This window comes from Paraburkholderia sp. J10-1 (assembly GCF_905220165.1).
Classification (GTDB): domain Bacteria; phylum Pseudomonadota; class Gammaproteobacteria; order Burkholderiales; family Burkholderiaceae; genus Paraburkholderia.
Genome location: NZ_CAJMYW010000005.1, coordinates 286,464 through 310,120, shown reverse-complemented (window position 1 = coordinate 310,120; position 23,657 = coordinate 286,464). Strand labels below are relative to the sequence as shown.

Annotated in this window: 21 protein-coding genes; 11 read left to right on the top strand and 10 right to left on the bottom strand. The window is 65.8% G+C overall.

What is annotated here, in order from left to right; genetic code table 11:
* Positions 1–86: 86 nt before the first annotated feature.
* From dapE to cls, 3 genes are all read left to right on the top strand, one after another.
* Positions 87–1,226 (top strand): succinyl-diaminopimelate desuccinylase, encoded by a 1,140-nt coding sequence (gene dapE, locus U5A65_RS18825; RefSeq protein WP_321908815.1) that lies wholly within the window; start codon positions 87–89, stop codon positions 1,224–1,226.
* Positions 1,227–1,258: 32 nt separating this feature from the next.
* On the top strand, positions 1,259–2,155 hold the full coding sequence (gene prmB / locus U5A65_RS18820; RefSeq protein WP_321908817.1) for a 50S ribosomal protein L3 N(5)-glutamine methyltransferase: 897 nt from the start codon (positions 1,259–1,261) through the stop codon (positions 2,153–2,155).
* Positions 2,156–2,346: 191 nt separating this feature from the next.
* On the top strand, positions 2,347–3,789 hold the full coding sequence (gene cls / locus U5A65_RS18815) for a cardiolipin synthase (RefSeq protein WP_321908820.1): 1,443 nt from the start codon (positions 2,347–2,349) through the stop codon (positions 3,787–3,789).
* A 26-nt stretch (positions 3,790–3,815) separates the two neighbouring features.
* Here cls and U5A65_RS18810 read toward each other — a convergent pair whose 3' ends face one another.
* Positions 3,816–4,298, bottom strand: a complete 483-nt coding sequence (locus U5A65_RS18810) for a glutathione peroxidase (protein ID WP_321908822.1) — start codon at positions 4,296–4,298, stop codon at positions 3,816–3,818.
* Between the two features lie 148 nt (positions 4,299–4,446).
* Here U5A65_RS18810 and U5A65_RS18805 point away from each other — a divergent pair, with 148 nt between their 5' ends.
* Both U5A65_RS18805 and U5A65_RS18800 read left to right on the top strand, forming a co-directional pair.
* Positions 4,447–6,396: an ATP-binding cassette domain-containing protein gene (locus U5A65_RS18805; RefSeq protein ID WP_321946957.1), complete on the top strand. Its 1,950-nt coding sequence runs from the start codon at positions 4,447–4,449 to the stop codon at positions 6,394–6,396.
* A 104-nt stretch (positions 6,397–6,500) separates the two neighbouring features.
* The gene (locus U5A65_RS18800; protein WP_321908826.1) at positions 6,501–7,721 is read left to right on the top strand and encodes a CaiB/BaiF CoA-transferase family protein; all 1,221 of its coding nucleotides are present in this window, start codon (positions 6,501–6,503) and stop codon (positions 7,719–7,721) included.
* 72 nt (positions 7,722–7,793) lie between these two features.
* Here U5A65_RS18800 and U5A65_RS18795 read toward each other — a convergent pair whose 3' ends face one another.
* From U5A65_RS18795 to alr, 3 genes are all read right to left on the bottom strand, one after another.
* On the bottom strand, positions 7,794–8,057 hold the full coding sequence (locus U5A65_RS18795; protein ID WP_042265827.1) for a DUF2866 domain-containing protein: 264 nt from the start codon (positions 8,055–8,057) through the stop codon (positions 7,794–7,796).
* A 141-nt stretch (positions 8,058–8,198) separates the two neighbouring features.
* Positions 8,199–9,575: a DNA repair protein RadA gene (gene radA / locus U5A65_RS18790; RefSeq protein ID WP_321909199.1), complete on the bottom strand. Its 1,377-nt coding sequence runs from the start codon at positions 9,573–9,575 to the stop codon at positions 8,199–8,201.
* 16 nt (positions 9,576–9,591) lie between these two features.
* Positions 9,592–10,662, bottom strand: coding sequence for an alanine racemase (gene alr, locus U5A65_RS18785; protein ID WP_321908828.1), 1,071 nt, complete (start codon positions 10,660–10,662; stop codon positions 9,592–9,594).
* A 220-nt stretch (positions 10,663–10,882) separates the two neighbouring features.
* Here alr and lplT point away from each other — a divergent pair, with 220 nt between their 5' ends.
* Together lplT and thiD are read left to right on the top strand one after the other, a co-directional pair.
* On the top strand, positions 10,883–12,193 hold the full coding sequence (gene lplT, locus U5A65_RS18780) for a lysophospholipid transporter LplT (RefSeq protein WP_321908830.1): 1,311 nt from the start codon (positions 10,883–10,885) through the stop codon (positions 12,191–12,193).
* Positions 12,194–12,298: 105 nt separating this feature from the next.
* On the top strand, positions 12,299–13,105 hold the full coding sequence (gene thiD, locus U5A65_RS18775; protein WP_321946956.1) for a bifunctional hydroxymethylpyrimidine kinase/phosphomethylpyrimidine kinase: 807 nt from the start codon (positions 12,299–12,301) through the stop codon (positions 13,103–13,105).
* A 31-nt stretch (positions 13,106–13,136) separates the two neighbouring features.
* On the opposite strand, the gene U5A65_RS18770 is transcribed toward thiD, so the two are convergent.
* The 4 genes from U5A65_RS18770 to tsaB all read right to left on the bottom strand — a co-directional run bounded on the left by U5A65_RS18770 (position 13,137) and on the right by tsaB (position 16,510).
* Positions 13,137–14,129: a DUF1853 family protein gene (locus U5A65_RS18770; protein ID WP_321947021.1), complete on the bottom strand. Its 993-nt coding sequence runs from the start codon at positions 14,127–14,129 to the stop codon at positions 13,137–13,139.
* 83 nt (positions 14,130–14,212) lie between these two features.
* Complete coding sequence (locus U5A65_RS18765; RefSeq protein ID WP_321946955.1) at positions 14,213–15,190, bottom strand: uracil-DNA glycosylase; 978 nt, start codon at positions 15,188–15,190, stop codon at positions 14,213–14,215.
* A complete protein-coding gene (gene rimI, locus U5A65_RS18760) occupies positions 15,177–15,671 on the bottom strand; it encodes a ribosomal protein S18-alanine N-acetyltransferase (RefSeq protein ID WP_321908834.1) in 495 nt (164 codons plus the stop codon). Before rimI ends, U5A65_RS18765 begins: the two co-directional genes overlap by 14 nt.
* The gene (gene tsaB, locus U5A65_RS18755) at positions 15,668–16,510 is read right to left on the bottom strand and encodes a tRNA (adenosine(37)-N6)-threonylcarbamoyltransferase complex dimerization subunit type 1 TsaB (RefSeq protein WP_415765208.1); all 843 of its coding nucleotides are present in this window, start codon (positions 16,508–16,510) and stop codon (positions 15,668–15,670) included. The genes rimI and tsaB overlap by 4 nt, the downstream gene beginning before the upstream one ends.
* Positions 16,511–16,689: 179 nt before the next feature.
* On the opposite strand from tsaB, the gene U5A65_RS18750 reads away from it, so the two are divergent.
* The 3 genes from U5A65_RS18750 to aceA all read left to right on the top strand — a co-directional run bounded on the left by U5A65_RS18750 (position 16,690) and on the right by aceA (position 20,838).
* A complete protein-coding gene (locus tag U5A65_RS18750) occupies positions 16,690–16,959 on the top strand; it encodes an acyl-CoA-binding protein (protein WP_321908836.1) in 270 nt (89 codons plus the stop codon).
* 437 nt (positions 16,960–17,396) lie between these two features.
* A complete protein-coding gene (locus tag U5A65_RS18745; RefSeq protein WP_321908838.1) occupies positions 17,397–19,109 on the top strand; it encodes a DEAD/DEAH box helicase in 1,713 nt (570 codons plus the stop codon).
* A gap of 421 nt (positions 19,110–19,530) precedes the next feature.
* Positions 19,531–20,838 (top strand): isocitrate lyase, encoded by a 1,308-nt coding sequence (gene aceA, locus U5A65_RS18740; RefSeq protein WP_321946954.1) that lies wholly within the window; start codon positions 19,531–19,533, stop codon positions 20,836–20,838.
* A 287-nt stretch (positions 20,839–21,125) separates the two neighbouring features.
* Here aceA and U5A65_RS18735 read toward each other — a convergent pair whose 3' ends face one another.
* Both U5A65_RS18735 and U5A65_RS18730 read right to left on the bottom strand, forming a co-directional pair.
* Positions 21,126–21,560, bottom strand: coding sequence for a universal stress protein (locus tag U5A65_RS18735; RefSeq protein ID WP_321908842.1), 435 nt, complete (start codon positions 21,558–21,560; stop codon positions 21,126–21,128).
* Positions 21,561–21,762: 202 nt separating this feature from the next.
* Positions 21,763–22,665 carry a LysR family transcriptional regulator gene (locus U5A65_RS18730; protein WP_321908844.1) on the bottom strand — a complete coding sequence of 301 codons (903 nt, stop codon included), beginning with the start codon at positions 22,663–22,665 and terminating at the stop codon, positions 21,763–21,765.
* A 165-nt stretch (positions 22,666–22,830) separates the two neighbouring features.
* Between U5A65_RS18730 and U5A65_RS18725 the strand changes: the two genes are divergently transcribed.
* Entirely contained in the window at positions 22,831–23,613 is a 783-nt protein-coding gene (locus U5A65_RS18725; protein WP_321908845.1) for a haloacid dehalogenase type II, read from the top strand.
* The last annotated feature ends 44 nt before the right edge of the window (positions 23,614–23,657 follow it).

The following is a 23,657-nucleotide window of genomic DNA, read 5'->3' as shown; positions in this document are numbered from 1 at the left end:
AGATCGAGCGCATACGGTCATGACAAGTTGTTGCCGGCCCCTGCTCCGTCAGCTGTGCCGGCATTTTTATTGAAAGTGGTCTTTTTATGTCCGCCACCCTCGCCCTTACCGAAGCCCTGATCGCGCGCGCGTCCGTCACGCCCGACGACCAGCACTGCCAGCGCATCATGACCGAACGCCTTGGCGCGCTCGGCTTCGCGTGCGAAACGATCGAATCCAACGGCGTGACGAACCTGTGGGCCGTCAAGCGCGGCACCGCGGGCGCGCAAGGCCCGCTGCTTGCCTTCGCGGGCCATACCGACGTCGTGCCGACCGGCCCCATCGAACAATGGAGTTCGCCTCCGTTCCAGCCCTCGCACCGCGACGGCGTGCTCTACGGCCGTGGCGCCGCCGACATGAAGACCTCGCTTGCGGCCTTCGTGGTGGCAAGCGAAGAGTTCGTGGCGGCGCATCCGCAACATCGTGGCGCGATCGCCTTCCTCATCACGAGCGACGAGGAAGGCCCGGCGACCGACGGCACCGTGAAGGTCGTCGAGGCGCTGCAGGCGCGCGGCGAGAAGATGGATTACTGCATCGTCGGTGAGCCGACCTCGACCAACACGCTCGGTGACTGCGTGAAGAACGGCCGCCGCGGCTCGATGTCGGGCAAGCTCGTCGTGAAGGGCGTGCAGGGGCATATTGCCTATCCGCATCTCGCGAAGAACCCGGTGCATCTGCTGGCTCCCGCGCTTGCCGAACTCGTCGCTGAAAAGTGGGACGACGGCAACGAATACTTCCCGCCCACCACGTGGCAGGTCTCGAACATGCACAGCGGCACCGGCGCGAGCAACGTGATCCCGGGCCATGCCGACGTGATGTTCAACTTCCGCTTCTCGACCGCCAGCACCGTGGAAGGCCTGCAAAAGCGCGTGCACGCCATCCTCGACAAGCACGGCCTCGAATACGACCTGCACTGGAGCGTGAGCGGCCTGCCCTTCCTTACGCCGCGCGGCGCGCTCTCGAGCGCACTCGAAAAAGCGATCCACGACGAAACCGGCGTCACCACCGAACTCTCGACCACGGGCGGCACGTCCGACGGCCGCTTCATCGCGCGCATGTGCGAGCAGGTGGTCGAATTCGGGCCGCCCAACGCCAGCATCCACAAGATCGATGAGCATATCGAAGTGAAATTCATCGATCCGCTCAAGAACATCTATCGTCGCGTGCTCGAACAGCTGATCGCCTGACGGCCAACCGAACACGCTCCGGAGTCCAGAACATGACCCATCCGCTAGCCGCTACTTTTGCCACTGTGCGCGACCTGCTGCGCTACGGCGTCTCGCGCTTTTCGGCCGCACAGCTCGCCTTCGGCCACGGCTCGAACAACGCCTACGACGAAGCGGCGTACCTGATCCTGCACACGCTGCATTTGCCGCTCGACCTGCTCGACCCGTTTCTCGACGCGCGCCTCACGCCCGAGGAAATCGACAAGGTGCTCGGCGTGATCGAGCGCCGCGCGACCGAGCGCGTGCCCGCCGCCTACATCACGCAGGAAGCGTGGATGCACGGCCTGCGCTTCTACGTGGACGAGCGCGTCATCGTGCCGCGCTCGTTCATCGGCGAGCTGCTCGCAGACGGCCTGCAGCCCTACGTGGAAGATCCCGAGCAGGTCACCGCGGTGCTGGAACTGTGCACCGGCTCGGCCAGCCTCGCGATTCTCGCGGCGCACGCGTTCCCGAACGCCGATATCGACGCCGTCGACCTCTCCGCGCCCGCGCTCGAAGTGGCCAAGCGCAATGTGCACGAACACGATCTCGACGAACGCATCGCCCTCTTCGAAGGCGACCTGTACGCACCGCTGCCCGAGCGCCGCTACGACGTGATCATCACGAACCCGCCGTACGTGAACGCCGATTCGATGCAGGCGCTGCCGCCCGAGTACCGCCACGAGCCGGAAATGGCGCTTGCGGGCGGCGCGGACGGCATGGACATCGTGCGCCGCATCATCAAGGACGCACGCAACTGGCTCACCGACGACGGCGTGCTGGTGGTCGAAATCGGCAACGAGCGCGAGCACGTGGAAGCGGCGTTCGGCGGCCTCGAGCTCGTCTGGCTCTCGACGAGCGCCGGCGACGATCAGGTTTTCCTGATCCAGGCCTGTGACTTGCCGGTCTGAGGATCTTAGGGTCTAACGGTCTGAGCGCAATGCGCGAACACGACGCGGCGCCTGTGCGCCGCGTCTCGCTGTGTGCAGGACTGGGCCGATAGCCGTCGTCGCAACGGGTTCGGTAAGATTGAGCCCTCCGGCCGTGCGCTTCCCGGCGCGGGCCGGCCCTGCGTTCGGCTGAAGGAGCGTCCCACGCATCTATGCGATTCGACTGGTTACACCTCGGCACGCTGCTCGCGATCATCCATCTGTTTGGGCTGATCGCGGCGTGCCACGCAATCCTCAACACGCGCACCTCGCAGGGCGCGATCGCCTGGGCCGTCTCGCTCGCGACGATGCCCTACCTCACGCTCGTCCCGTATCTCTTTCTCGGCCGCAGCAAGTTCGCGGGCTATGCCGACGCACGGCGCCTGCGCAACGAAACGTTGCGCTCACGCGCTCCCGCGCCCGACTGGGACAAGCTAGTCTCCGCGGGCGAATGGCCAGCCGACGAACTGGGCGTACGCGTGATCCGCACATTCGCGCGCCTCGGCGGCATGCCGCTCGTGCCGGGCAATGCCGTGCGCACACTCGTGAATGGTGATGCGACCTTCTCCGCCATCTTCGATGCAATCGAACGCGCCCGGCACTACGTGATCGTGCAGTTCTTCATCGTGCGCGCCGACGCGCTCGGCGACATGCTCAAGGACGTGCTGCTCGACTGCGCGAAACGCGGCGTGCGCGCGTACTTGCTGTATGACAGCATCGGCTCGTTCGACCTGCCCGCCAGCTACGTGCACGAGTTGCAGGACGGCGGCGTGGAAGTGCACCCGTTTTCCACGAAACGCCACTTCGTCAACCGCTTCCAGCTCAACTTCCGTAACCACCGCAAGATCGTCGTGGTGGACGGCCAGCACGCGTTCGTGGGCGGCCACAACGTAGGCATCGAATACCTCGGCGCGAATGCACGCCTCTCACCCTGGCGCGATACGCATATCGAACTGCGCGGACCAGCGGTCGCCAACGTGCAGTTCGCCTTCACCGAAGACTGGTACTGGGCCACCCAGCAACTCCCCGGCTGCGAACCGCCCCCCGTTGTGCCGCGCGACGGCGACGACATGTACTGCCTCGTCCTGCCCACGGGTCCGGCCGACCGCCAGGAGACCTGCTCGCTCTTTTTCGTCGAGGCGATCAATGCCGCGAAAAAACGCCTGTGGATCACCACGCCCTACCTCGTGCCCGACGAAGCCGTGTTCTCGGCGCTGCGCCTCGCGGCGCTGCGCGGCGTGGACGTGCGCATCATGATCCCGAGCCGGCGCGACCATTACGTGGTTTTCGAAGCGTCCATGCTGTACGCCTTCGATGCGGTGCGCGCAGGCATCCGCATCTTCCGCTACAAGCCGGGCTTCCTGCACCAGAAGGTCGTGCTGATCGATGACGTGGCCGCGGCCATCGGCAGCGCGAATCTCGACAACCGGTCGTTTCGCCTGAACTTCGAGATCATGGTGCTGACGGTGCATCGCGGCTTCGCGGCCGAAGTCGAAGCGATGCTGCTGCGCGACTTCGAAGAGACGTTCGAGATCGACCGCAGCGAGTACCGCGACGCGCCGGCGTGGCGCAAGATCACGATGCACCTCGCGCGGCTCTTCGCGCCGATTCTATAACGCGCGCCTTTGCCGCCAGCCGCCGCTCAGAGCTGCTTTTCGATGTCCGCTGCAATGGCCTCGGGCTTCGTCATGGGCGCGTAGCGCTTCACCACGCTGCCGCTACGGTCGACCAGAAATTTCGTGAAGTTCCACTTGATGCCTTCGAGCCCGAGGAGCCCCGGCGCCTCGCCCGTGAGCCAGCGATACAGCGGGTGCGCGTTCGCCCCGTTCACGTCGATCTTCTCGAACATCGGAAACGTGACGCCGTAGTTCTTCTCGCAGAAGCTGCCGATCTGCGCGGCGTCGCCGGGCTCCTGCTTGCCGAACTGGTTGCATGGAAAGCCGAGCACCGCGAGCCCGCGCGCGGTGTACTGGTCGTGGAGCTTTTGCAGGCCCGCGTACTGCGGCGTGAACCCGCACTCGCTCGCGGTGTTGACGATCAGGAGCACCTTGCCCGTATAGCGCTCGAGGCTCACCGGCTCGCCGCCGCCGAGCGGTTGCGCCGAAAACGAATAGATCGAAGTCATCTGGCTCTCCCGTGGAAAAGCGCCAGTCTACGTGAGAAAGCGTGGAATTAGCACTCGACCAAACGGCTAGCCGTTCGGCCAATGCCGGCCGGAGCCCCACACAGTCTAAAATAGCGCTTTCCTTCGTTTTCTTCCCGCCGGCGCCGTCGTGATCCGCTTCAACCAATTCAGTCTTGCCCGCGGCACCAAGCCGCTTTTCGAACAGACCTCGTTCACGCTGAACCCCGGCGAAAAGGTCGGTCTCATCGGCGCGAACGGCGCGGGCAAATCGACCCTGTTCGCCGTGCTGCGCGGCGAACTGCACGCGGACGCCGGCGACTTCTCGCTGCCGCCGTCCTGGCGCATCGCGCACGTCGCGCAGGAAACCCCGGCGGTGGACCGCACCGCGCTCGACTACGCGCTCGACGGCGACGCCGCGCTGCGCGAAATCGAGGCCCGCATCGCCGCTGCGTCGGCCGCACACGACGGCGCGGCCGAAGCCGAAGCGCACGGCGCGTTCGCCGACGCCGACGGCTACACGGCCCCCGCGCGCGCCGAAGCGCTGCTGCTCGGCCTCGGTTTCACGCTCGAGCAAACGCGCCAGCCCGTGGCGAGCTTCTCGGGCGGCTGGCGCATGCGCCTGAACCTCGCGCAGGCGCTCATGTGCCGCTCCGACCTGCTGCTGCTCGACGAACCCACGAACCACCTGGACCTGGACGCGATCGTCTGGCTCGAAGACTGGCTGCACCGCTATCCCGGCACGCTCGTCGTGATTTCGCACGACCGCGAATTCCTCGATTCGATCTGCAATGTCACGCTGCACCTGGAAAACCAGCAGATCAAGCGTTACGGCGGCAATTACTCGCAGTTCGAGATCTTGCGCGCGCAACAACTGGCGCTCCAGCAAAGCGCGTACGAAAAGCAGCAGCGCACCGTCGCGCATCTGCAAAGCTTCATCGACCGCTTCAAGGCCAAGGCCACCAAGGCGCGCCAGGCGCAAAGCCGCGTGAAGGCACTGGAAAAGATGGAGCTGATCGCGCCCGCGCATGCAAGCTCGCCGTTCACATTCGAGTTCCGCACGCCCGACTCAGCACCGAACCCCATGCTCGTGATGGAGGACGTGCGCTGTGGCTACCGGGCCGAGGACGGCGGCGAGACGCCCATCGTCGAACGCGTCACGCTCTCGATCCAGAACGGCCAGCGCATCGGCCTGCTCGGCGCGAACGGCCAGGGCAAGTCCACGCTGATCAAGACGCTCGCCGGCACGCTCGCCGCGCTTAGCGGCGAACTGCGCACCGGCAAGGGCCTGCAGATCGGCTACTTCGCGCAACATCAGCTCGAAACGCTGCGCCCCGACGACTCGCCGCTCCAGCATCTCGCGCGCCTCGCGCCCGACACGCGCGAGCAGGAACTGCGCGACTTCCTCGGCGGCTTCAACTTCCCCGGCGAGATGGCCACGGCTCCCATCGCGCCATTCTCGGGCGGCGAGAAGGCGCGCCTCGCGCTCGCGCTCATCATCTGGCAAAAGCCCAACCTGCTGCTGCTCGACGAGCCGACCAACCACCTCGACCTCGAAACGCGCCACGCGCTCACCATGGCGCTCGCCCAGTTCGAAGGCACGCTGATCCTCGTGTCGCACGACCGGCATCTGCTGCGCGCGACGACCGATCAATTCATGCTGGTGGCGAAGCATCGTCTGCAACCGTTCGACGGCGACCTCGACGACTACCGCGACTGGCTGCTCCAGCACGCAGCCGAGCAACGCGCGGCGCTCAAGGAAGCCGCTTCTGGCACGGCGGATGCGGCAAACGGCGCCAATAGCGCCGACAACGTCAATCGCAAGGAACAGCGGCGCCAGGAAGCGGAGCAGCGCCAGAAGGTTGCGCACCTGAAGAAGCCGTTACAGGCGAAAATCGGCAAGATCGAAAAGGAAATGGATGCGCTCAACGGCGAAAAGAGCACGCTCGACGCGTTCGTCGTCGACCCGGCGAGCTACGAGCCGGAGCAGAAGAGCCGCCTGACCGAAGCGATTCGCCGCCAGGCCGAGGTTGCCTCGCGCCTCGAAACGCTCGAAGCCGCATGGCTCGACGCGCACGAGGAACTCGAGCAGATCGGCTAGTGCAGCTTATAGTGGCCACTGTGGTTGCCACTGAGGTCGTCACTGCACCACCATCGCGCCGCTAGCCGCGCTTTTCGCCAAGAATCTTCGCCAGGGAGCCACGAGTGTCGTCACCCGCCGCATTGCAGGGCCTTCGCGTACTGGATCTGACCCGTCTTCTGCCCGGGCCCGTGGCCACCTTGCGGCTCGCAGAAATGGGCGCCGACGTCCTGAAAATCGAACCGCCTGGCGCGGGCGACGCGGCGCGCGTGATGATGCAAAGCGCAGTGGACGAAGTGGCCGCACGCCCTGGTGCGTTCTATCGCCTCGTCAATCGCGGCAAGCGCGAAACCCGCGTCGATCTGAAGACCGAGAGCGGCCGGTCGGTGTTGTTCGCGCTCGCCCGCGACGCCGACGTGCTGGTCGAAAGTTTCCGGCCCGGCGTGATGGACCGCCTCGGCGTAGGCTACGAGACATTGCGCAAGGTCAATCCGAAGCTCGTCTACTGCGCGATCACGGGCTATGGCACGACCGGCCCGTTCGCCGGCCATCCGGGCCATGACATCAACTATGTGGCCTATTCTGGCGTGCTCGACCAACTGGCTTCGCGCGACGGCACGCCGGTGCTGCCCAATTTCCAGATCGCCGACCTGCTCGGCGGCGCGCTCAGCGCGGTCACGCAGATTCTCGCAGCGCTCTGGCATGTGGCGCGTGGCGGCGAGGGCCGTTTCGTCGACGTTTCGATGGCGCACGCGAGCTATGCGCACAATGTGGTCGCCCAGGTCGCGTTGGCCAACGACGACGCCGCGGCGCTGCAGCCTGGCGGCGGCCTGCTCAACGGCGGCGTGCCCTGCTACAACCTCTATCGCACGCAAGACGGCCGGTGGCTCGCCGTCGGCGCGCTCGAACTGAAATTCTGGCAGACGCTGTGCCAGGCCATTGGCCGCGACGACTGGGCCGAGCGCCACTGGAGCCTCGGTCAGGCGATCGGCGGTGCGGACGCCGCCGCGCTCACGCGGGAGCTGGCGGCCATCATCGAGTCGGAGTCGCTGCAGACATGGATCGATCGTCTGGAGGCGATCGACACCTGTGTTTCGCCGGTCCTCACACCTGGCGAGGCTTCGCGCCATCCCCTATTCAATGCCGAAGTCCTGCAAGCCATGATGGACGAGATGTCCGCCCGGCAAGCGCAGCAGACCGCGCCCGGTATGCAGGCGGCAGCTTTTCAGCCAGCCGGCCAGCCGCAAGGCGCGCACTCCGTCCAGTCAGCCCAGCCGGTCCACGGCGCCGAAACGTCGGGCGCACCTGGCGGGAAAAAACCCTTCTCCTACGGTCCGTGGGGCTAGTTCACGCGGCGCACGCCGCGCCGAGCGTCAGCACAAAGCAAAATGGGCGCCTTGCAGCGCCCATTTTTTCGTTTAGCGTCGCGGCAGCGTTTGCCGCGGCGAGCGCTCGTCGTCGTACATCACGTACTTGCGGCCCTCAACGTGGTGCGCAATGGTGCTGCGCACCTCAGCCGCCGTCACGTCTTCCGCCACGACGCGGCGCGAAATGCGCCCGTCGCCATCGATCCACTCGACGATCCGGCAGGTGCTGCCCCAAGGCTGCATGAGCGGCTCGGATACCCGGCAGCCGCGCACGACGATCGAACGACCGCCGAAGGACGTATCAGTCTGTTTCAAGTCGCTATCCTTTCCGCTCGACACGGGTTGAACATCGCGCCAAGGATAGGGAAATCGCAGTCTGAAATGGTTACAGCCGGAACCAGGGTTGTTACTAATCATTACGCGACAGTACACGGCTTCCGCACCCGCGCGCCACGCTCATTCCAGCTCGCGTACCCGGTCGATTGCTTCCTCGAGACGCTCCACGGCAATCACCTGTAAACCTTCGATTGGCTGTTTCGGTGCATTGGCGCGGGGAATCAGCGCGCATGAAAAACCGAGCTTCGCAGCCTCCTTCAGACGATCCTGGCCGCGCGGCGAGGGTCGGATCTCGCCCGCCAGACCGACTTCGCCAAAAACGATCAGACCCTTGGGCAACGCCTTGTTACGCATCGAAGAGTGGATGGCGAGCAGCACGGCGAGATCCGCGGCCGGCTCCGTTATTTTCACGCCGCCCACCGCATTGAGGAAAACGTCCTGATCGAAGCACGCAATGCCGGCATGGCGATGCAGCACCGCCAGCAGCATCGCCAGCCGGTTTTGTTCGAGGCCGACGGCCAGACGCCGCGGATTCGGCACGTGCGCTGTGTCGACGAGCGCCTGCACCTCGACGAGCAGCGGCCGGGACCCTTCCTGGGTCACGAGCACGCATGAGCCCGGCACGCTCTGCTCGTGCTGCGAGAGAAAGAGCGCCGAGGGATTCGCCACACCGCGCAAGCCTTTCTCGGTCATTGCGAACACACCCAGTTCGTTGACCGCGCCGAAGCGGTTCTTGAATGCGCGCACGAGACGGAACGACGAATGCGTGTCGCCTTCGAAATACAGCACGGTGTCGACGATATGCTCGAGCACGCGCGGCCCAGCGAGATTGCCCTCCTTCGTCACGTGGCCGACCATGATGATCGCCGTGCCCGACTGCTTCGCGATACGGGTGAGCTGCGCCGCGCACTCGCGCACCTGCGCGACGGAGCCCGGCGCGGAAGTCAGCGCTTCGGAATAGATCGTCTGGATCGAGTCGATGACCGCGACATCGGGCCTCTCGGCCTCGATCGTCGCCTGGATCTTTTCGAGCTGAATCTCGGCGAGCAGTTGCAGTTCGCTCGCCATGGAGCCGGGATCGAGCAGCGCCAGTCGTTGCGCGCGCAACGCGATCTGCGCAGCCGACTCTTCGCCGCTCACATAGAGCGCGCGACGCTCCGCCGCGATCTGCGCGAGTGACTGCAACAACAGCGTCGACTTGCCGATGCCCGGATCGCCGCCGATCAGCACCACGCCACCCGCGACGAGACCGCCGCCCAGCACGCGGTCGAACTCGCCCACGCCGGTCGTGAAGCGCGGCACGTCGGACGCCTCGATATCGGCGAGACGCCGCACCGGCGCGCTCTTCGCGAGCGACTGAAAGCGGTGGCTGCTCGCCGATTCGGCAACGCCTTCCACCAGCGTGTTCCACGCGCCGCACGCGGGGCACTGGCCTTGCCACTTGGGCGCCTGGCCGCCGCATTCGGTACATGTATACAGTGTCTTGACCTTCGCCATGCTCTTTGCCATGGCGTTATTCGGCCCGCACCGGTACGCGCGGTGCAACGGCGCACATCAGCTCGTAGCCGATCGTGCCACAGGCTTTCGCGACGTCGTCGATCGGCAGGTTGTTGCCCCACAGTTCCACACGGGCGCCTACGCCCGCGGTGTGCACGGGCGTGAGATCGACGGTGAGCATGTCCATGGAGACGCGGCCCACGACATGCGTGAGCACGCCGTCGACGATCACCGGCGTGCCTTCGGGCGCGACGCGCGGATAGCCGTCCGCATAACCGCACGCCACCACGCCGATGCGCATGGGCTTGCGCGCCGTGAAAATCGACCCGTAGCCGACGGTCTGCCCTTCGGCGACGTGCTGCGTGGCGATGAGTTCGGACGCGAGCGTCATGGCCGGCTGCAGGCCCGTGCCTTCGAGCGCCGAGGAGAAGCCCGAAGGCGAAGCGCCATAAAGAATGATGCCGGGGCGCACCCAGTCGAAGTGCGTCGAGGGATGCCAGAGCGTGGCGGCCGAATTGGCGAGGCTGCGTGTACCCGCTATGCCTTGCGCGCCGCGCTCGAACGCGGCCATCTGCTCGCTCACGCCGCGCGGCGTGTCGGCGTCGGCGAAGTGCGTCATCAGCGTGATCTGGCCGATGCCGGCACAGGCGCGCGCGCGCTCCCACGCGGCGCGGTACTTCTCGGGCGTATAGCCGAGCCGGTTCATGCCGCTATTCATCTTGAGCTGAACGTTGACCGGCTTCGAGAGACGCGCCATTTCGAGCATGCGCATCTGCTCGTCGCTGTGCACGACGGTCGTGAGGCTGTAGCGGTCGATCACATCGATGTCGGTCGGCCGGAAAAAGCCTTCGAGCAGGAGGATCGGACCTGCCCAGCCGAGCTCGCGCAGCTTGACGGCCTCCTCGAGGTCGAGCAGGCCGAAACCGTCGGTTGCGCGCAGACCGGGGAATGCGCGCGCAAGCCCGTGCCCGTAGGCGTTAGCCTTCACCACGGCCCAGATTTTCGACTTTGGCGCGTACTTGCGGACGACGGCGAGGTTATTGGCGAGAGCGGCGGTGTGAATCGTTGCTGAGAGGGGGCGCGGCATGGGAGATTTTTTCGCAAAGACGCTTTCGAATCAGGAGCTTACAGGGTGTTTTCAGCGCCCCGCAGGCCCGCCTGACGGGCGCTCAAGGATTGTGCTAGTCCGAATACGCCTATTTTCGTGATATAAAGCCCTGCGCACAACCCATTTCGAACGTAATAAGCCCGGATGCCTCCCACCCGTCCGGGGCGGACGGACCGCAGCGAGGAAAGCATCGCATCAGATGAAAAAAGGCTTTTACACCATCATGGCCGCGCAGTTTTTTTCGTCGTTGGCCGACAATGCGCTCCTGATCGCTGCGATTGCACTGCTGAAAGATCTCCACGCCCCGAACTGGATGACGCCGCTGCTCAAGCTGTTCTTCGTCCTCTCCTACGTCGTTCTTGCCGCCTTCGTCGGCGCCTTCGCAGATTCCCGCCCCAAGGGCCGCGTGATGTTCATCACGAACACGATCAAGGTCGTCGGCTGCGCCATGATGCTGGCGGGCACGCATCCTTTGATCGCCTATGGTGTAGTGGGTTTCGGCGCGGCGGCGTATTCGCCCGCCAAGTACGGCATCTTGACCGAGTTGCTGCCGCCTGAGCGCCTCGTCGCCGCCAATGGCTGGATCGAGGGCACGACAGTCGGCTCGATCATTCTCGGCACCGTGCTCGGCGGCGCGTTGATCAGCCCCCACATCGCCTCGCATGTGCTGCGCCATACGCCCGCCGCGATCAGCACGCCGGCCGAGGCCGCGATGGTCGTGATCATGGTGATCTACGTGATCGCCGCCCTCTTCAATCTGCGTATTCCCGACACCGGCGCGCGCTATCCGCGCCAGCAGCACGGTGTCATCCGCCTCATCACCGATTTCGCCGACTGCTTCAACATCCTCTGGCGCGACAAGCTCGGCCAGATCTCGCTCGCGGTCACGACGCTCTTCTGGGGCGCAGGCGCGACGCTGCAATTCATCGTCCTCAAGTGGGCCGAAGTCTCGCTCGGCATGTCGCTCTCCGAAGGCGCGGTGCTGCAGGCCGTGGTGGCCGTGGGCGTGGCGGCCGGCGCCATGATCGCGGCCGCGCGCATTCCGCTCAAGAAGTCGCTCTCGGTGCTGCCGGTCGGCATCATCATGGGGCTTGCCGTCATGCTCATGGCGTTCTACACGCGCCATCTCTTTCCGCCGCATTGGGGCCTGCATGTCGGCCATTTGCGCGTTCCCGGCTACCTGATTTTCGCGTACATCTTCCTCATGATCGTGGGCGGCCTCTCGGGCTTCTTCGTCGTGCCGATGAACGCGCTGCTCCAGCATCGCGGCCACGTGCTGCTCTCCGCCGGCCACTCCATCGCCGTGCAGAACTTCAACGAGAATCTTTCGGTGCTCGTGATGCTGTGCCTCTATGCCGTGCTCGTGTGGCTCGACGTGCCGGTGACCATCGTGATCGTGCTGTTCGGCACGTTCGTCTGCCTGATGATGTGGCTCGTGATGCGCCGCCACCAGGCGAATCAGCGCTCGTTCGACTCGGTCGCACTGATCGGCGAAAATCACAGGCATTGATGGGCGTGCGTGGTCCGACGTAATCGGGCCGCCGCCTCCGCCGAACCGAATTTTCCCTGCGCCCGCGCGGCCACACGCCGCGCGCGACGCGCATCTGACGCTGCCATGACTTCATCGATTTCCAACGTTCTCACGATCGCCGGCTCCGACTCGGGCGGCGGCGCGGGCATTCAGGCCGACCTCAAGGCGTTCTCCGCGCTCGGCGCGTACGGCGCGAGCGTCATTACGGCGCTCACCGCGCAGAACACGCGCGGCGTGACCGCGATCCACGCGCCCGACGCAGGGTTCGTCACCGCGCAGCTCGACGCCGTGTTCGACGACATCCGCATTGACGCCGTGAAGATCGGCATGCTCGCCAATGCCGACATCGTGCGCGCCGTCGCCGATGCGCTGCGGCGGTACAAGCCAGCGCGTGTCGTGCTCGACACCGTCATGATCTCGAAGAGCAATCACGCGCTGCTCGCGCCCGAAGCGGTCGCCGCGCTGCGCGAGGAGCTTCTGCCACTGGCTGGCGTCGTCACGCCGAATCTGCCGGAAGCCGCTGCGCTGCTCGGTGTGGCGCCTGCCGCCGATGAAGCCGCGATGGTCGAGCAAGGCGAAGCGTTGCGCGCGCTAGGTGCGCAGGCGGTGCTGATGAAAGGCGGCCATCTGGGCAGCGCGGACAGCCCCGACTGGCTCATCGAAGCCGGTGGCACGCTGCGTCTTGCCGGCCCACGCGTGCCGGTCACGAATACGCACGGCACCGGCTGTACGCTCTCTTCCGCGATTGCCGCGCTGTGGCCGCAGCGCGGCGCACTCGCACCGGCCGTTGGGGAAGCCAAGCAGTATTTGACGGCGGCGCTGGAGGCCAGTGAGCGGCTCGACGTCGGTCATGGCGTCGGGCCGGTGCATCACTTCTGGCGCTGGTGGTAAGCGCGCTTTCACGCGCTTGTTGACCGGCAGCTCACTGACGCGAAAATGCCGCGGCGCGCGCGGGCCAATCGTCGGGAACGATGAAACCGCGCGACATTTCGCGGTAGCCGCCCGCGCCGTCGGTCGCGAATGCCGCAACCAGGACCGGGTCATCCGGCCGGGCTAGCGCGGTGACCAACGCGTTGGGGTCGATGGGCGACGCTGTGCTTGCGGTTGCTTGCGCTGCGCCCGGCGCGGCCGCCAGCCTGCGTGGCGCGAGCCACGCGAGCCTCGGCAACACGCTCCAGCCGTCGGCCGCCTGTTGCCGCGCGAACGCCGGCCAATCCGAACGCGTGACCCACCAGCCGCGCCCATGATCTGCGGCCAGCTCAGGGGCGTCCTCCACGCGTGACGGCGCCGCCGCTCCCGCCCGGTAGAAAAGCCAGCCCTTCACGAACATCTGCGCGAGCCACTGGCCTTCGTAACCAAGCGAGGCGAATTCTTCGCATGCGCTCATACGCAGCTGATGGTCGCGCAGATGCGTCAGCTTCAGATCGAAGCGATCGCGCAAGTTCGGTCCGACGAATTCGGCAAGCGATGCGCGTGCGGCATCGCCGGGTCCTGCGTGCAGGTAACACTTCACCGCCAGTTCCCAATGCAGGCGCGCACCCGCACGCGTCTGCACAAGGAAATCGCACTCGCCGAGCGTGATGCCTGCACGCCGCAACGGCACATTTTGCGCGACGAGTTGGGCCGCAGGTCCATTCGCGAGAAACCATCCCAGCAGATTTTCGGCATAGCGTCCAAGGCGATGCGTCGGCGCGGCCATGAGCGCTTCGTGCAGATGCGCCGGGTCGCGATCGAGTTGCGCGAGCCAGTCGCACGTGGCGCGAGCTTCGTGCGCATTGGCGCACCATTGCGCAAGCGGTGCGAGCGGTGGTTGCGCACGCAACAGATCGGGGCTGAAGAGCAGCCACGCGAGATCGCGCACAGCTGGATCGGCGAGGCGATCGATTAGCGCCTGGTCCGCGCAAGTGCCGGGCATGCGCTGCGACCCGGCATCGTCTCGCGGCCCGCCTTCGCCCGGGGCACTGCTCGCACCGGATAAGTCGTCGGGCCGCGCGGCGTTCATTGCTCGCCGCCGGAGGCTGCTCGCCAGGTGTCGCGCGCGAGGCAGAGGTCGGTCCAGGCCTTCGCCTTGTCGTGCAGGCTGCGCAGCAGATACGCGGGGTGATAGGTGACGATGACGGGCACGCCCTCGTACTCGTGAACGCGTCCGCGCAGCGACGCAATGCTGCCGTCGGTCTTGAGCAAACTCTGCGCCGCGAAACGCCCGAGCGCGACGATGATCTTCGGCTTCACGAGCGCCACCTGACGCTGCAAATACGGCTCGCAGCGCGCGACCTCGTCGGGCTCCGGATTGCGGTTGCCAGGCGGGCGGCACTTGATCACGTTCGCGATATAGACGTTCTCTCCGCGCGCGAGCGAGAGCGCACGCAGCATGTTGTCGAGCAGCTTGCCCGCCTGACCGACGAAGGGCTCGCCCTGACGGTCCTCATTCTCGCCGGGCGCCTCGCCGATCAACATCCAGTCGGCCTTGCGATCGCCCACGCCGAACACGGTGTTGGTGCGTTTCTCGCACAGACGGCAGCGGGTGCACGAGGCGACGCGCTCGGCGAGCGCGTCCCAGTCGAGCGTCGCGACGTCGTTGCGGGGTGCGCCGCTCGTTTGCGCAGGCTCGGCCTCGTGCGGCAGAACCGGCTGGGCCACCGAGTCGAACCACGCGAAATCTTCGTCCGTGAGCGGCGGCGGTTCATCGGATGAATGCGGCGCGGGCTGCGAGGGCGCGGCGGCGCGCGCAACGGATTGCGGTGGCTGGGGGGCGGCCGGTTGTGCTTCGGCGGGCTGCACCGCGGCGGCCGGACGCGCCGCTTGCAACACTGGCGCTTCGATTTCGACTTCGACTTCGGCGCGCGTCACCGCGGGCGACGGTGCGACGGCCGCGTCATTAGGAGACGCTTCGAGCGACGCGCCACCCTGCGCTCCCTTACGCACCCAGCGTGGCGCGAGCCCAAGCTCCTCCAGCGCGATTTCATCGAGCGGCATCCGCGCCCTCCCCTGCAAAAGAAAAACGCATCACGAGTGCGTCCTCGCGGCTGTGGTGCTTCGCCGGATAGTAGTTCTTGCGACGGCCGATCGTGACGAAGCCGAACTGTTCGTACAGCCGGATTGCCCGATGATTCGAAGGCCGGACTTCGAGCAGCAGGCCTTCGAGACCTTGCGAGCGCGCAATGCGCACCGCCTCGCGCAGCATCGCGAGCCCGGCGCCCGCACCCTGCGCCTGAGGCGCGACGCAAAGATTCAGCAGATGCATCTCGTCGACCACGGGCATCAGCACGCAATAGCCGACCAGCATGCCAGTGACATGACGCATGCACAGACCGTAATAGCCATTGCGCAGCGAGTCTTCGAAATTGCCGCGCGACCACGGAAACTCGTACGCCGAGCGCTCGACGATCGCGACTTCGTCCAGGTCGCTTTCGGTCATCGGCGACAAATAGCGGTCGGTCATGAGCACGCCGCTCATTGCGCGCCCTCGCCGCCCACGCCACCTTCACCCGCTCCGCCCGCACCACGTTGCGCCGCGGCCTTCGCGGCGAGGCGTTCGGCCGTGGTTTGCGCGACCTTGTTGCGCACGTATTCGGGCGCGGCCTGGTCGGCGGGTTGCGTGCGGCCCGCGCGAAACGCACGCAACGCCGCGTGCGCGAGCGGCAACGCGTGCGGGAGCGCCTCGGCGTCGATCGTGCGCGCGGCGGCAGCGGCTGTCAGGCGCGCGCCGAACGCGGCGGCGGCGTTGCCCGCCAGCGTGAACGGTGCGTCGGGCGCGGCGATGTGCTCCGGCGAGTCGAGCGATGCCGGCTGCAACGTGCGCCAGTCGCCAACCGCGGCGTCCCATTCGAAATCGGCCCAGTAGGCTTCGTCCATGCGCGCGTCGAGCGCGGCCAGCACGCGGGTCGCGGCGCAATCGCGCAGCCGTGCGCTCTCCGCACAGACGAGCAACGTGCCCACCGGCACCACCGGGATATCGAGACCGAACGCGAGCCCTTGCGCCACGCCCGTCGCCGTGCGCAACCCCGTGAAGGAGCCCGGACCCGCGCCGAACGCAATCGCGTCGCAGTCGGCGAGCGTGAGGCCGGCTTCGTCGAACAATTCAGCGATGGCGGGCAGCAGCCGCGTACTGGAGACGGCGCCCGTGGCTTCGTGGCGCACCCAGACGCTGACTTCCGACAGCGATCCGGAGGCGGTCTCGCCGCCGGTGGAGGGGGAACGATCTGCGCCGCCGGGGGCGACGCGAAGCAGCGCGACCGAGCAATATTCGGTCGAAGTATCGAGGGCAAGCAGCACGGTTTCGGTCATGAGCGCTATTGTAATGCCCCGCCCCCCGCGCGGGCCCCCGGCTCTCGCCATCTGGCGGTTGCGCGGGCGCCCTGCCGCCCCTTGGCTCATTCGGGCCAGCCATCAGTGGAGGAATCGCTCCAGCTTTTTCGGGATTTGCGCTGCTACCATCGGCGCGCTGACCTGAACCACCAAGCGGAGGAAACAACATGAGCGACGTGAACACGCAGTTCGCCCAAGCCCAGCAAGACGTGCAGCAACTGCCGGAGCGCCCCGGCAATCTGACGCTGCTGCGCCTCTACGCACTCTTCAAGCAGGCGACCGAAGGCGACGTGCACGGCGACAAGCCCGGCTTCACCGACATCGTCGGCAAGTACAAGTATGAAGCGTGGGCCGCCCTGCAAGGCACGACGCAGGAAACCGCGAAGCAGCAATACGTCGAACTCGTCGAATCGCTCAAGAGCGGCGCCACGAGCTGATCCAGCCCTTTCCTGAGAACCGCCTGGCGCACGCCAGGTAAAAGCGGTGCGTGACGACACGGGCGACCCTCCCCGCTGCGTCATGCCGCCGCGCCCGTACCCTCGCGGTGCGTCGCTCTGGCGCGCCGCAACAAAACGAGATATACTGCGTGCTGCGTTGCGCTCCGGTCGCTCGTTCGATCAGCACAACGCCTCGTAGCGTTAAGCTCCAATCCAGTTTAGAACCTGTCCCCCCCTGCTTGGCCCTGTTTTCGGGCCGTCAAGTATCAGGCTGGCGACTGGCCAATCCCGGCCGAAGTCGCACCCAAAACAGCTTCTAACGAAAAATCCGCCATTGCGCGCGGATTGCCCCCGTTTTTCGATTTGTTCGCAAAATCCGACGACTTGGGTATGCCGATTGGCGCCGACGTTCTATTTCCTGTGTAACAAGGATTTTCATGACTTCGAGCAATACCCAAAGCCCCCTGGACGCAATCGCCGATCAGGCCCTCGGTCTTCCCGCCGCCGCCGACGCTTCCGCTGAAGCCCCCGCGCAGGCCGCAGATGCAACCGACGGTTCGGAATTCGCGTCGCTCGGTCTGTCGCCGGAGATCGTCTCCGCGCTGATCGCAGCGGGCTACAAGGCCCCGACGCCCGTGCAGGAACGCGCCATTCCTGCCGCCATCGCCGGCCGCGACCTGCTGGTCTCGAGCCCGACCGGTTCGGGCAAGACCGCAGCATTCATGCTGCCCGCCATCGAGCGCTTCGCGCAGATCCAGAAGGCCCAGGCCGCCCAGCCGCGCGAACCGCGTCCGCAAGGCCAGAACGGCCAGCAAGCCGATCGCCGCCAGCGCCGCCCGCAACCGGTCGCGCGCCCCGGCCTCCTCGTCCTCACGCCCACGCGTGAGCTCGCGATGCAGGTGACCACGGCCGCTTCGACGTACGGCAAGCACCTGCGCCGTCTGCGCACCGTGAGCATTCTCGGCGGCGTGGCCTACGGCCAGCAGCTCATGCTGCTCGCGAAGAACCCTGAGATTCTCGTGGCGACGCCTGGCCGTCTGCTCGATCACCTCGAGCGTGGCCGCATCGACCTGTCCGAACTGAAGATGCTCGTGCTCGACGAAGCCGACCGCATGCTCGACATGGGCTTCATCGACGATATCGACACAATCGTCGCCGCGACGCCCGAAACGCGTCAGACGATGCTGTTCTCGGCCACGCTCGACGGCAAGATCGCTTCGATCACCGGCCGCCTGCTGAAGGACCCGGAGCGTATCGAGATCGTGCGCAAGGTCGAAGCGAACTCGAACATCGCGCAAACCGTGCACTACGTGGACGACCGCGATCACAAGGATCGTCTGCTCGACCACCTGCTCCGTGACGAAAGCCTCGACCAGGCCGTGGTGTTCACCGCCACGAAGATGGACGCCGACCAGCTCGCCGGCAAGCTTGCCGACGCTGGCTTCGAAAGCGCCGCACTGCACGGCGACCTGCCGCAAGGCGCGCGTAACCGCACGATCCGTGCGCTGCGCGAGCGCCGCGTGCGCGTGCTCGTCGCGACCGACGTCGCGGCGCGTGGTATCGACATTCCCGGCATCACGCACGTGTTCAACTACGACCTGCCGAAGTTCGCCGAAGACTACGTGCACCGTATCGGCCGTACCGGCCGCGCCGGCCGCTCGGGTGTGGCGGTGAGCCTCGTGCATCACGCCGAGCAAGGCGCGCTCAAGCGCATCGAGCGTTTCGTGCGCTCGCCGCTGCCCGTGAACGTCGTGGAAGGCTTCGAGCCGCGCAAGGCGCCGCCGGCTAACCGCGGCTTCGGCGGCCGCGGCCGTCCGGGTGGTGGCAATGGCGGTGGCCGTCGCTTCGGTAACGGCAACGGCAAGCCGGGTGGCTACGGCGCCCGTGGCGGCAATGGCGGCAACGGTGGCGGCGATCGCAACGGCAACAGCTGGGGCAACAAGCCGGAAGGCTCGCGCGGCGGCTACGGCGCCCGCGAAGGCGGCTACGGTTCGCGTGAAGGCGGCTTTGGCGGCGGCTCGCGCGGCGGTGAAGGCAACCGCGGCGGCTACGGCCAGCAACGCGAAGGCTATGGCCGCTCGCGCGAAGGCGGTGGCGGTTACGGCGCGCGCCGTAACGACGGCCCGCGTGGCGCACGTCGCGACAGCTAAATCGTCGACAAGCGGCGCACGGCGCGGCCTTTGAGCCGCCCCGCCGCCGCAGCAACAGGCTCAGGACCGGTGCTTAGGCACCGGTCTTTTTTTTATCTCCGCCCGGATTTCACGATATGAAAAAATTTTTTGCCTCGTAAAAAATCGTGCTGCGTGGCACAAAGCGCTCGATTGCAAGATGGAAAATTGCCTTTCACATTGCAAAAATAATTTTTTAACTCGTTGATTTTACTGAAATAAAAAAGCACAAAAAAGCCCATTAGCCGTCTGTTGCTGGTCGATCGATTTGCCTAGACTCTTATATAAGAGTTCACGAAACGAAACGCTCAAATCCAGAAGCTGGCGCCTTCGTTTCGCGAGATTCAGCGGTTCAGCAGTTTCGCTTCAGCGATCCACGATCAGGCAAACGAAGGAGCACATCATGTCGACTCGTCAACAGCAAGCCCGGCAACTCCAGCAGCAATGGGAAACCGATCCGCGCTGGAACGGCATCAAACGCAACTACAGCGCTGACGACGTGGTGCGCCTGCGCGGTTCGATCCAGCCTGAGCATACGCTCGCGAAAAGCGGCGCCGAAAAGCTCTGGCAAGGCGTGAACACCGAGCCGTTCATCAACGCATTGGGCGCGCTCACGGGCAACCAGGCCATGCAGCAAGTGAAGGCCGGTCTGAAGGCAATCTATCTGTCAGGCTGGCAGGTCGCGGGCGACGCCAACCTCGCCGGCGAAATGTACCCGGACCAGTCGCTCTACCCTGCAAACTCGGTGCCGCAGGTCGTCAAGCGCATCAACAATACGCTCACGCGCGCCGACCAGATCCAGTGGTCCGAAGGCAAGAATCCCGGCGACGAAGGCTACACCGACTTCTTCCAGCCGATCGTGGCCGACGCTGAAGCCGGCTTCGGCGGCGTGCTGAACGCGTTCGAACTGATGAAGGCGATGATCGAGGCGGGCGCGGCGGGCGTGCACTTCGAAGACCAGCTTGCCTCGGTGAAGAAGTGCGGGCACATGGGCGGCAAGGTGCTCGTGCCGACGCGCGAGAATATCGCCAAACTCACGGCCGCGCGTCTGGCCGCCGACGTCTGCGGCGTACCGACCGTGCTGCTCGCCCGCACCGACGCGGAAGCCGCCGACCTCGTGACGTCCGACATCGACGACAACGACAAGCCGTTCCTCACCGGCGAGCGCACCGTGGAAGGCTTCTTCCGCACGAAGAACGGCCTCGAGCAGGCCATCTCGCGCGGTCTCGCCTACGCGCCGTATGCCGACATGATCTGGTGCGAAACGGGCAAGCCGGATCTGGAGTTCGCGAAGCAGTTCGCCGAAGCGATCCACAAGCAGTTCCCGGGCAAGCTGCTCTCGTACAACTGCTCGCCGTCGTTCAACTGGAAAAAGAACCTCGACGACGCGACGATCGCCAGATTCCAGCGCGAACTGGGCGCAATGGGCTACAAGTTCCAGTTCATCACGCTTGCGGGCTTCCACTCGCTCAACTACTCGATGTTCAACCTTGCGCACGGCTACGCGCGCCAGAATATGAGCGCGTTCGTCGAACTCCAGCAGGCCGAGTTCGCCGCCGCCGAAAAGGGCTTCACCGCTGTGAAGCACCAGCGCGAAGTGGGCACGGGCTACTTCGACGCCGTGACGCAGACGGTCGAGCGCGACGCCTCGACCACGGCGCTGCACGGTTCGACGGAGGACGAGCAGTTCTTCGACAAGAAGGTGGCGTAAGACCACCGGCAGTAACGGCAGTAACGGCGGCGCAAGCCGCCGCGCACGAACAGGCAGCTGGCACGCGTACCTTGGCGGGGCGCGCCGGATGCCCACCGGCGCGGCCCGGGCGCATGCCGCAAGGCGTTTCAGGGAGGAAGCGGTAGAGGACACAGGCCGCGCGTGCCGGACAGAATCCGGCTCGTGGCTCGCCCAGCCAACGCACCGGGCGAGCATGGCCTTGTGCTTCATCGCGAATCGGCGAAATAGCACCCGCCCCGAACGGCGCCTGCATCCCATTAAAAAGACTAGCGATACACGATCACCGGAATCTTCGTATGGGTGAGCACGCGCTGCGTCTCGCTGCCGATCAGCAGGCTGCCGAGCCCGCGACGCCCGTGCGAAGCCATGAATATCACGTCGCAGCCACCGGATTCGGCGGCTTCGATGATGCCGAGATACGGTGCGGGATGCACGCTCGTGAGGCTGTCGCAGATCACGCCCGCATTGCGCGCCGCCGCCTCGATTTCGTCCAGATGCACTCGCGCCTCTCGCTCACTGCGCGTCTGGAAGTCCCCGGGCGGCTCGATCACCACGTCGGCGTATGGCGAGTACGGATATTGCGGCAGGCACGCGTAGGCCGTGACGCGCGCGCCCACAGTGCGTGCGAGGTCGATCGCGCCGTCGATCGCCTTCTTCGACAGCTCCGAACCGTCAGTCGGTACGAGAATGTGCTTGAACATGGCGCCCTCCGTGGCGTGGCGGATTACGGGCAAGACAAGGGTCAAACGCGGTCAAACGCGGGATTCGAAACGCAGGCAAGCAGTCAGCCAGCGTCTCGCGCAGGCGGGCGCCTTGGCCCACAGGTCGATTGTAGTGCTCGAAAAATCGGCGCAAGCCGTGCGTGCGGGTCAATCCGGATATCGGAAACACGCACGGCGGCCCCTATCCCCAGTAACCGGGTTGACCGTAGGTATGCTTGAGAAAGTCGAGAAAGAGGCGCACGCGCAGCGGCAAATGGCGGCGCTGCGGAAACACGGCGTGGATGCCGATGGGCGGCGCGGCGAACGCGTCGAGCACCGTCACGAGGCGGCCCGCCGCAATATCCTCGCCGACTTCCCACCACGAGCGCCACGCCAGACCGTGGCCAGCGAGACACCACTCGTGCAGCACCGCGCCGTCCGAGCATTCCATCGTCCCCGCCACACGGATCGACACCACCTTGCCCTCCTGCTGAAACGCCCAGCCGCGCTGCTGGTTCAGGCTCGCGCCGAAAGCGAGGCAGTTGTGACGCGCGAGATCGGCGGGCGCTTCGGGCTCGCCGCGGCGCGACAGATACGCGGGCGCCGCCACGCACACGCGCCGGTTTTCGCCGAGCTTGAGCGACACGAGGGACGAATCGGGCAATTCGCCCAGCCGCACGGCGCAGTCGAAGCCCTCGTTCACGAGATCGACGAGCCGGTCCGAGAGATCGAGCGCGATGCTCACGTCCGGATGCGCGACCGTGAAATCGGGCACGAGCGGCGCGACGTGCCGCCGCCCAAAGCCTGCCGGCGCGGACACGCGCAGGTGCCCGCTCGCCTTCACGCCGCCCTCGGACACGCTCGCCTCCGCGTTCTGCATGTCGTGAATGATGCGCTGGCAGTCCTCGAGGAACGCCGAGCCTTCGAACGTGAGCGTGATGCGCCGCGTGGTGCGCACGAGCAGCTTCACGCCGAGCCGCTCCTCGAGCGCATCGATGCGCCGGCCGATGATGGCAGGCGCCACGCCCTCGGCCTGGGCGGCGGCGGAAAGGCTGCCCTTGGCGGCCACGGTGACGAAGGTCTCGATCTGTTTAAAGCGGTCCATCAGCGGTCATGGCGCGCACTGGGCGACAGAAACAGTGGAAAAGAGAGATCAGGCCGACAGATTAGGTGGGTAAAAGTAAAAGATCAAGTGATCAATCCCGCCTTTTTCAGTGATACGACTCATGAATACAATCAACCTCGACCTCTGAAGATGGAGTGCAAGGCTATGTCGGCCACAACGACACTATCGACAACACGATTTCCGAAGGCAGTGATCTTCGACGCGTACGGCACGCTCTTCGACGTGCATTCGGTCGTCGCTGCCGCCGAGCAGATGTTCCCCGGCCAGGGCGAGGCGCTCTCGCAGCTCTGGCGCCTCAAGCAGATCGAGTACACGCAGCTGCGCACGCTCTCCGACCCTGCCGGCGCGCGCTACCGCCCGTTCTGGGACATCACGCTCGACGCGCTGCGTTACGCCGCGCGCCGCCTGAACCTGTCGCTCACGGGCGCGGGCGAAAAGCGTCTCATGGACGAATATGCCTGCCTCTCGGCCTTCCCCGACGTGCTGCCCGCGCTGCGCCGCCTGCGTCAGATGCACGAAGGGCGCGAAGACGGCACGCGCATGGGCCTTGCGATCCTATCGAACGGCAACCCGCAAATGCTCGACATCGCGGTGAAGAGCGCCGGCATGAGCGGCCTTTTCGACCACGTGCTGTCGGTCGATGCCGTGCGTGCCTACAAGCCGGCCGCCGCCGCATATTCGCTCGGCACCGATGCGTTCGACGCCGCGCCGCGCGACATCGTGTTCGTGTCGTCGAACGGCTGGGACGCCGCGGGCGCCGGCTGGTTTGGCTACACCACGTTCTGGATCAACCGCCAGCGACTGCCCGCCGAAGAGCTCGGCGTGGCGCCGCATGGCACGGGCGGCGGCATGGCAGAACTCGCCGCTTTTCTCGAAACCGCTGCGCCCGAAAGGCAAAGCCGCCCTCGCCCCAGCCCGGGCGCGTGACGGACAAGCCGCTCGACGCGAGCCACAACAACCACACATTCACA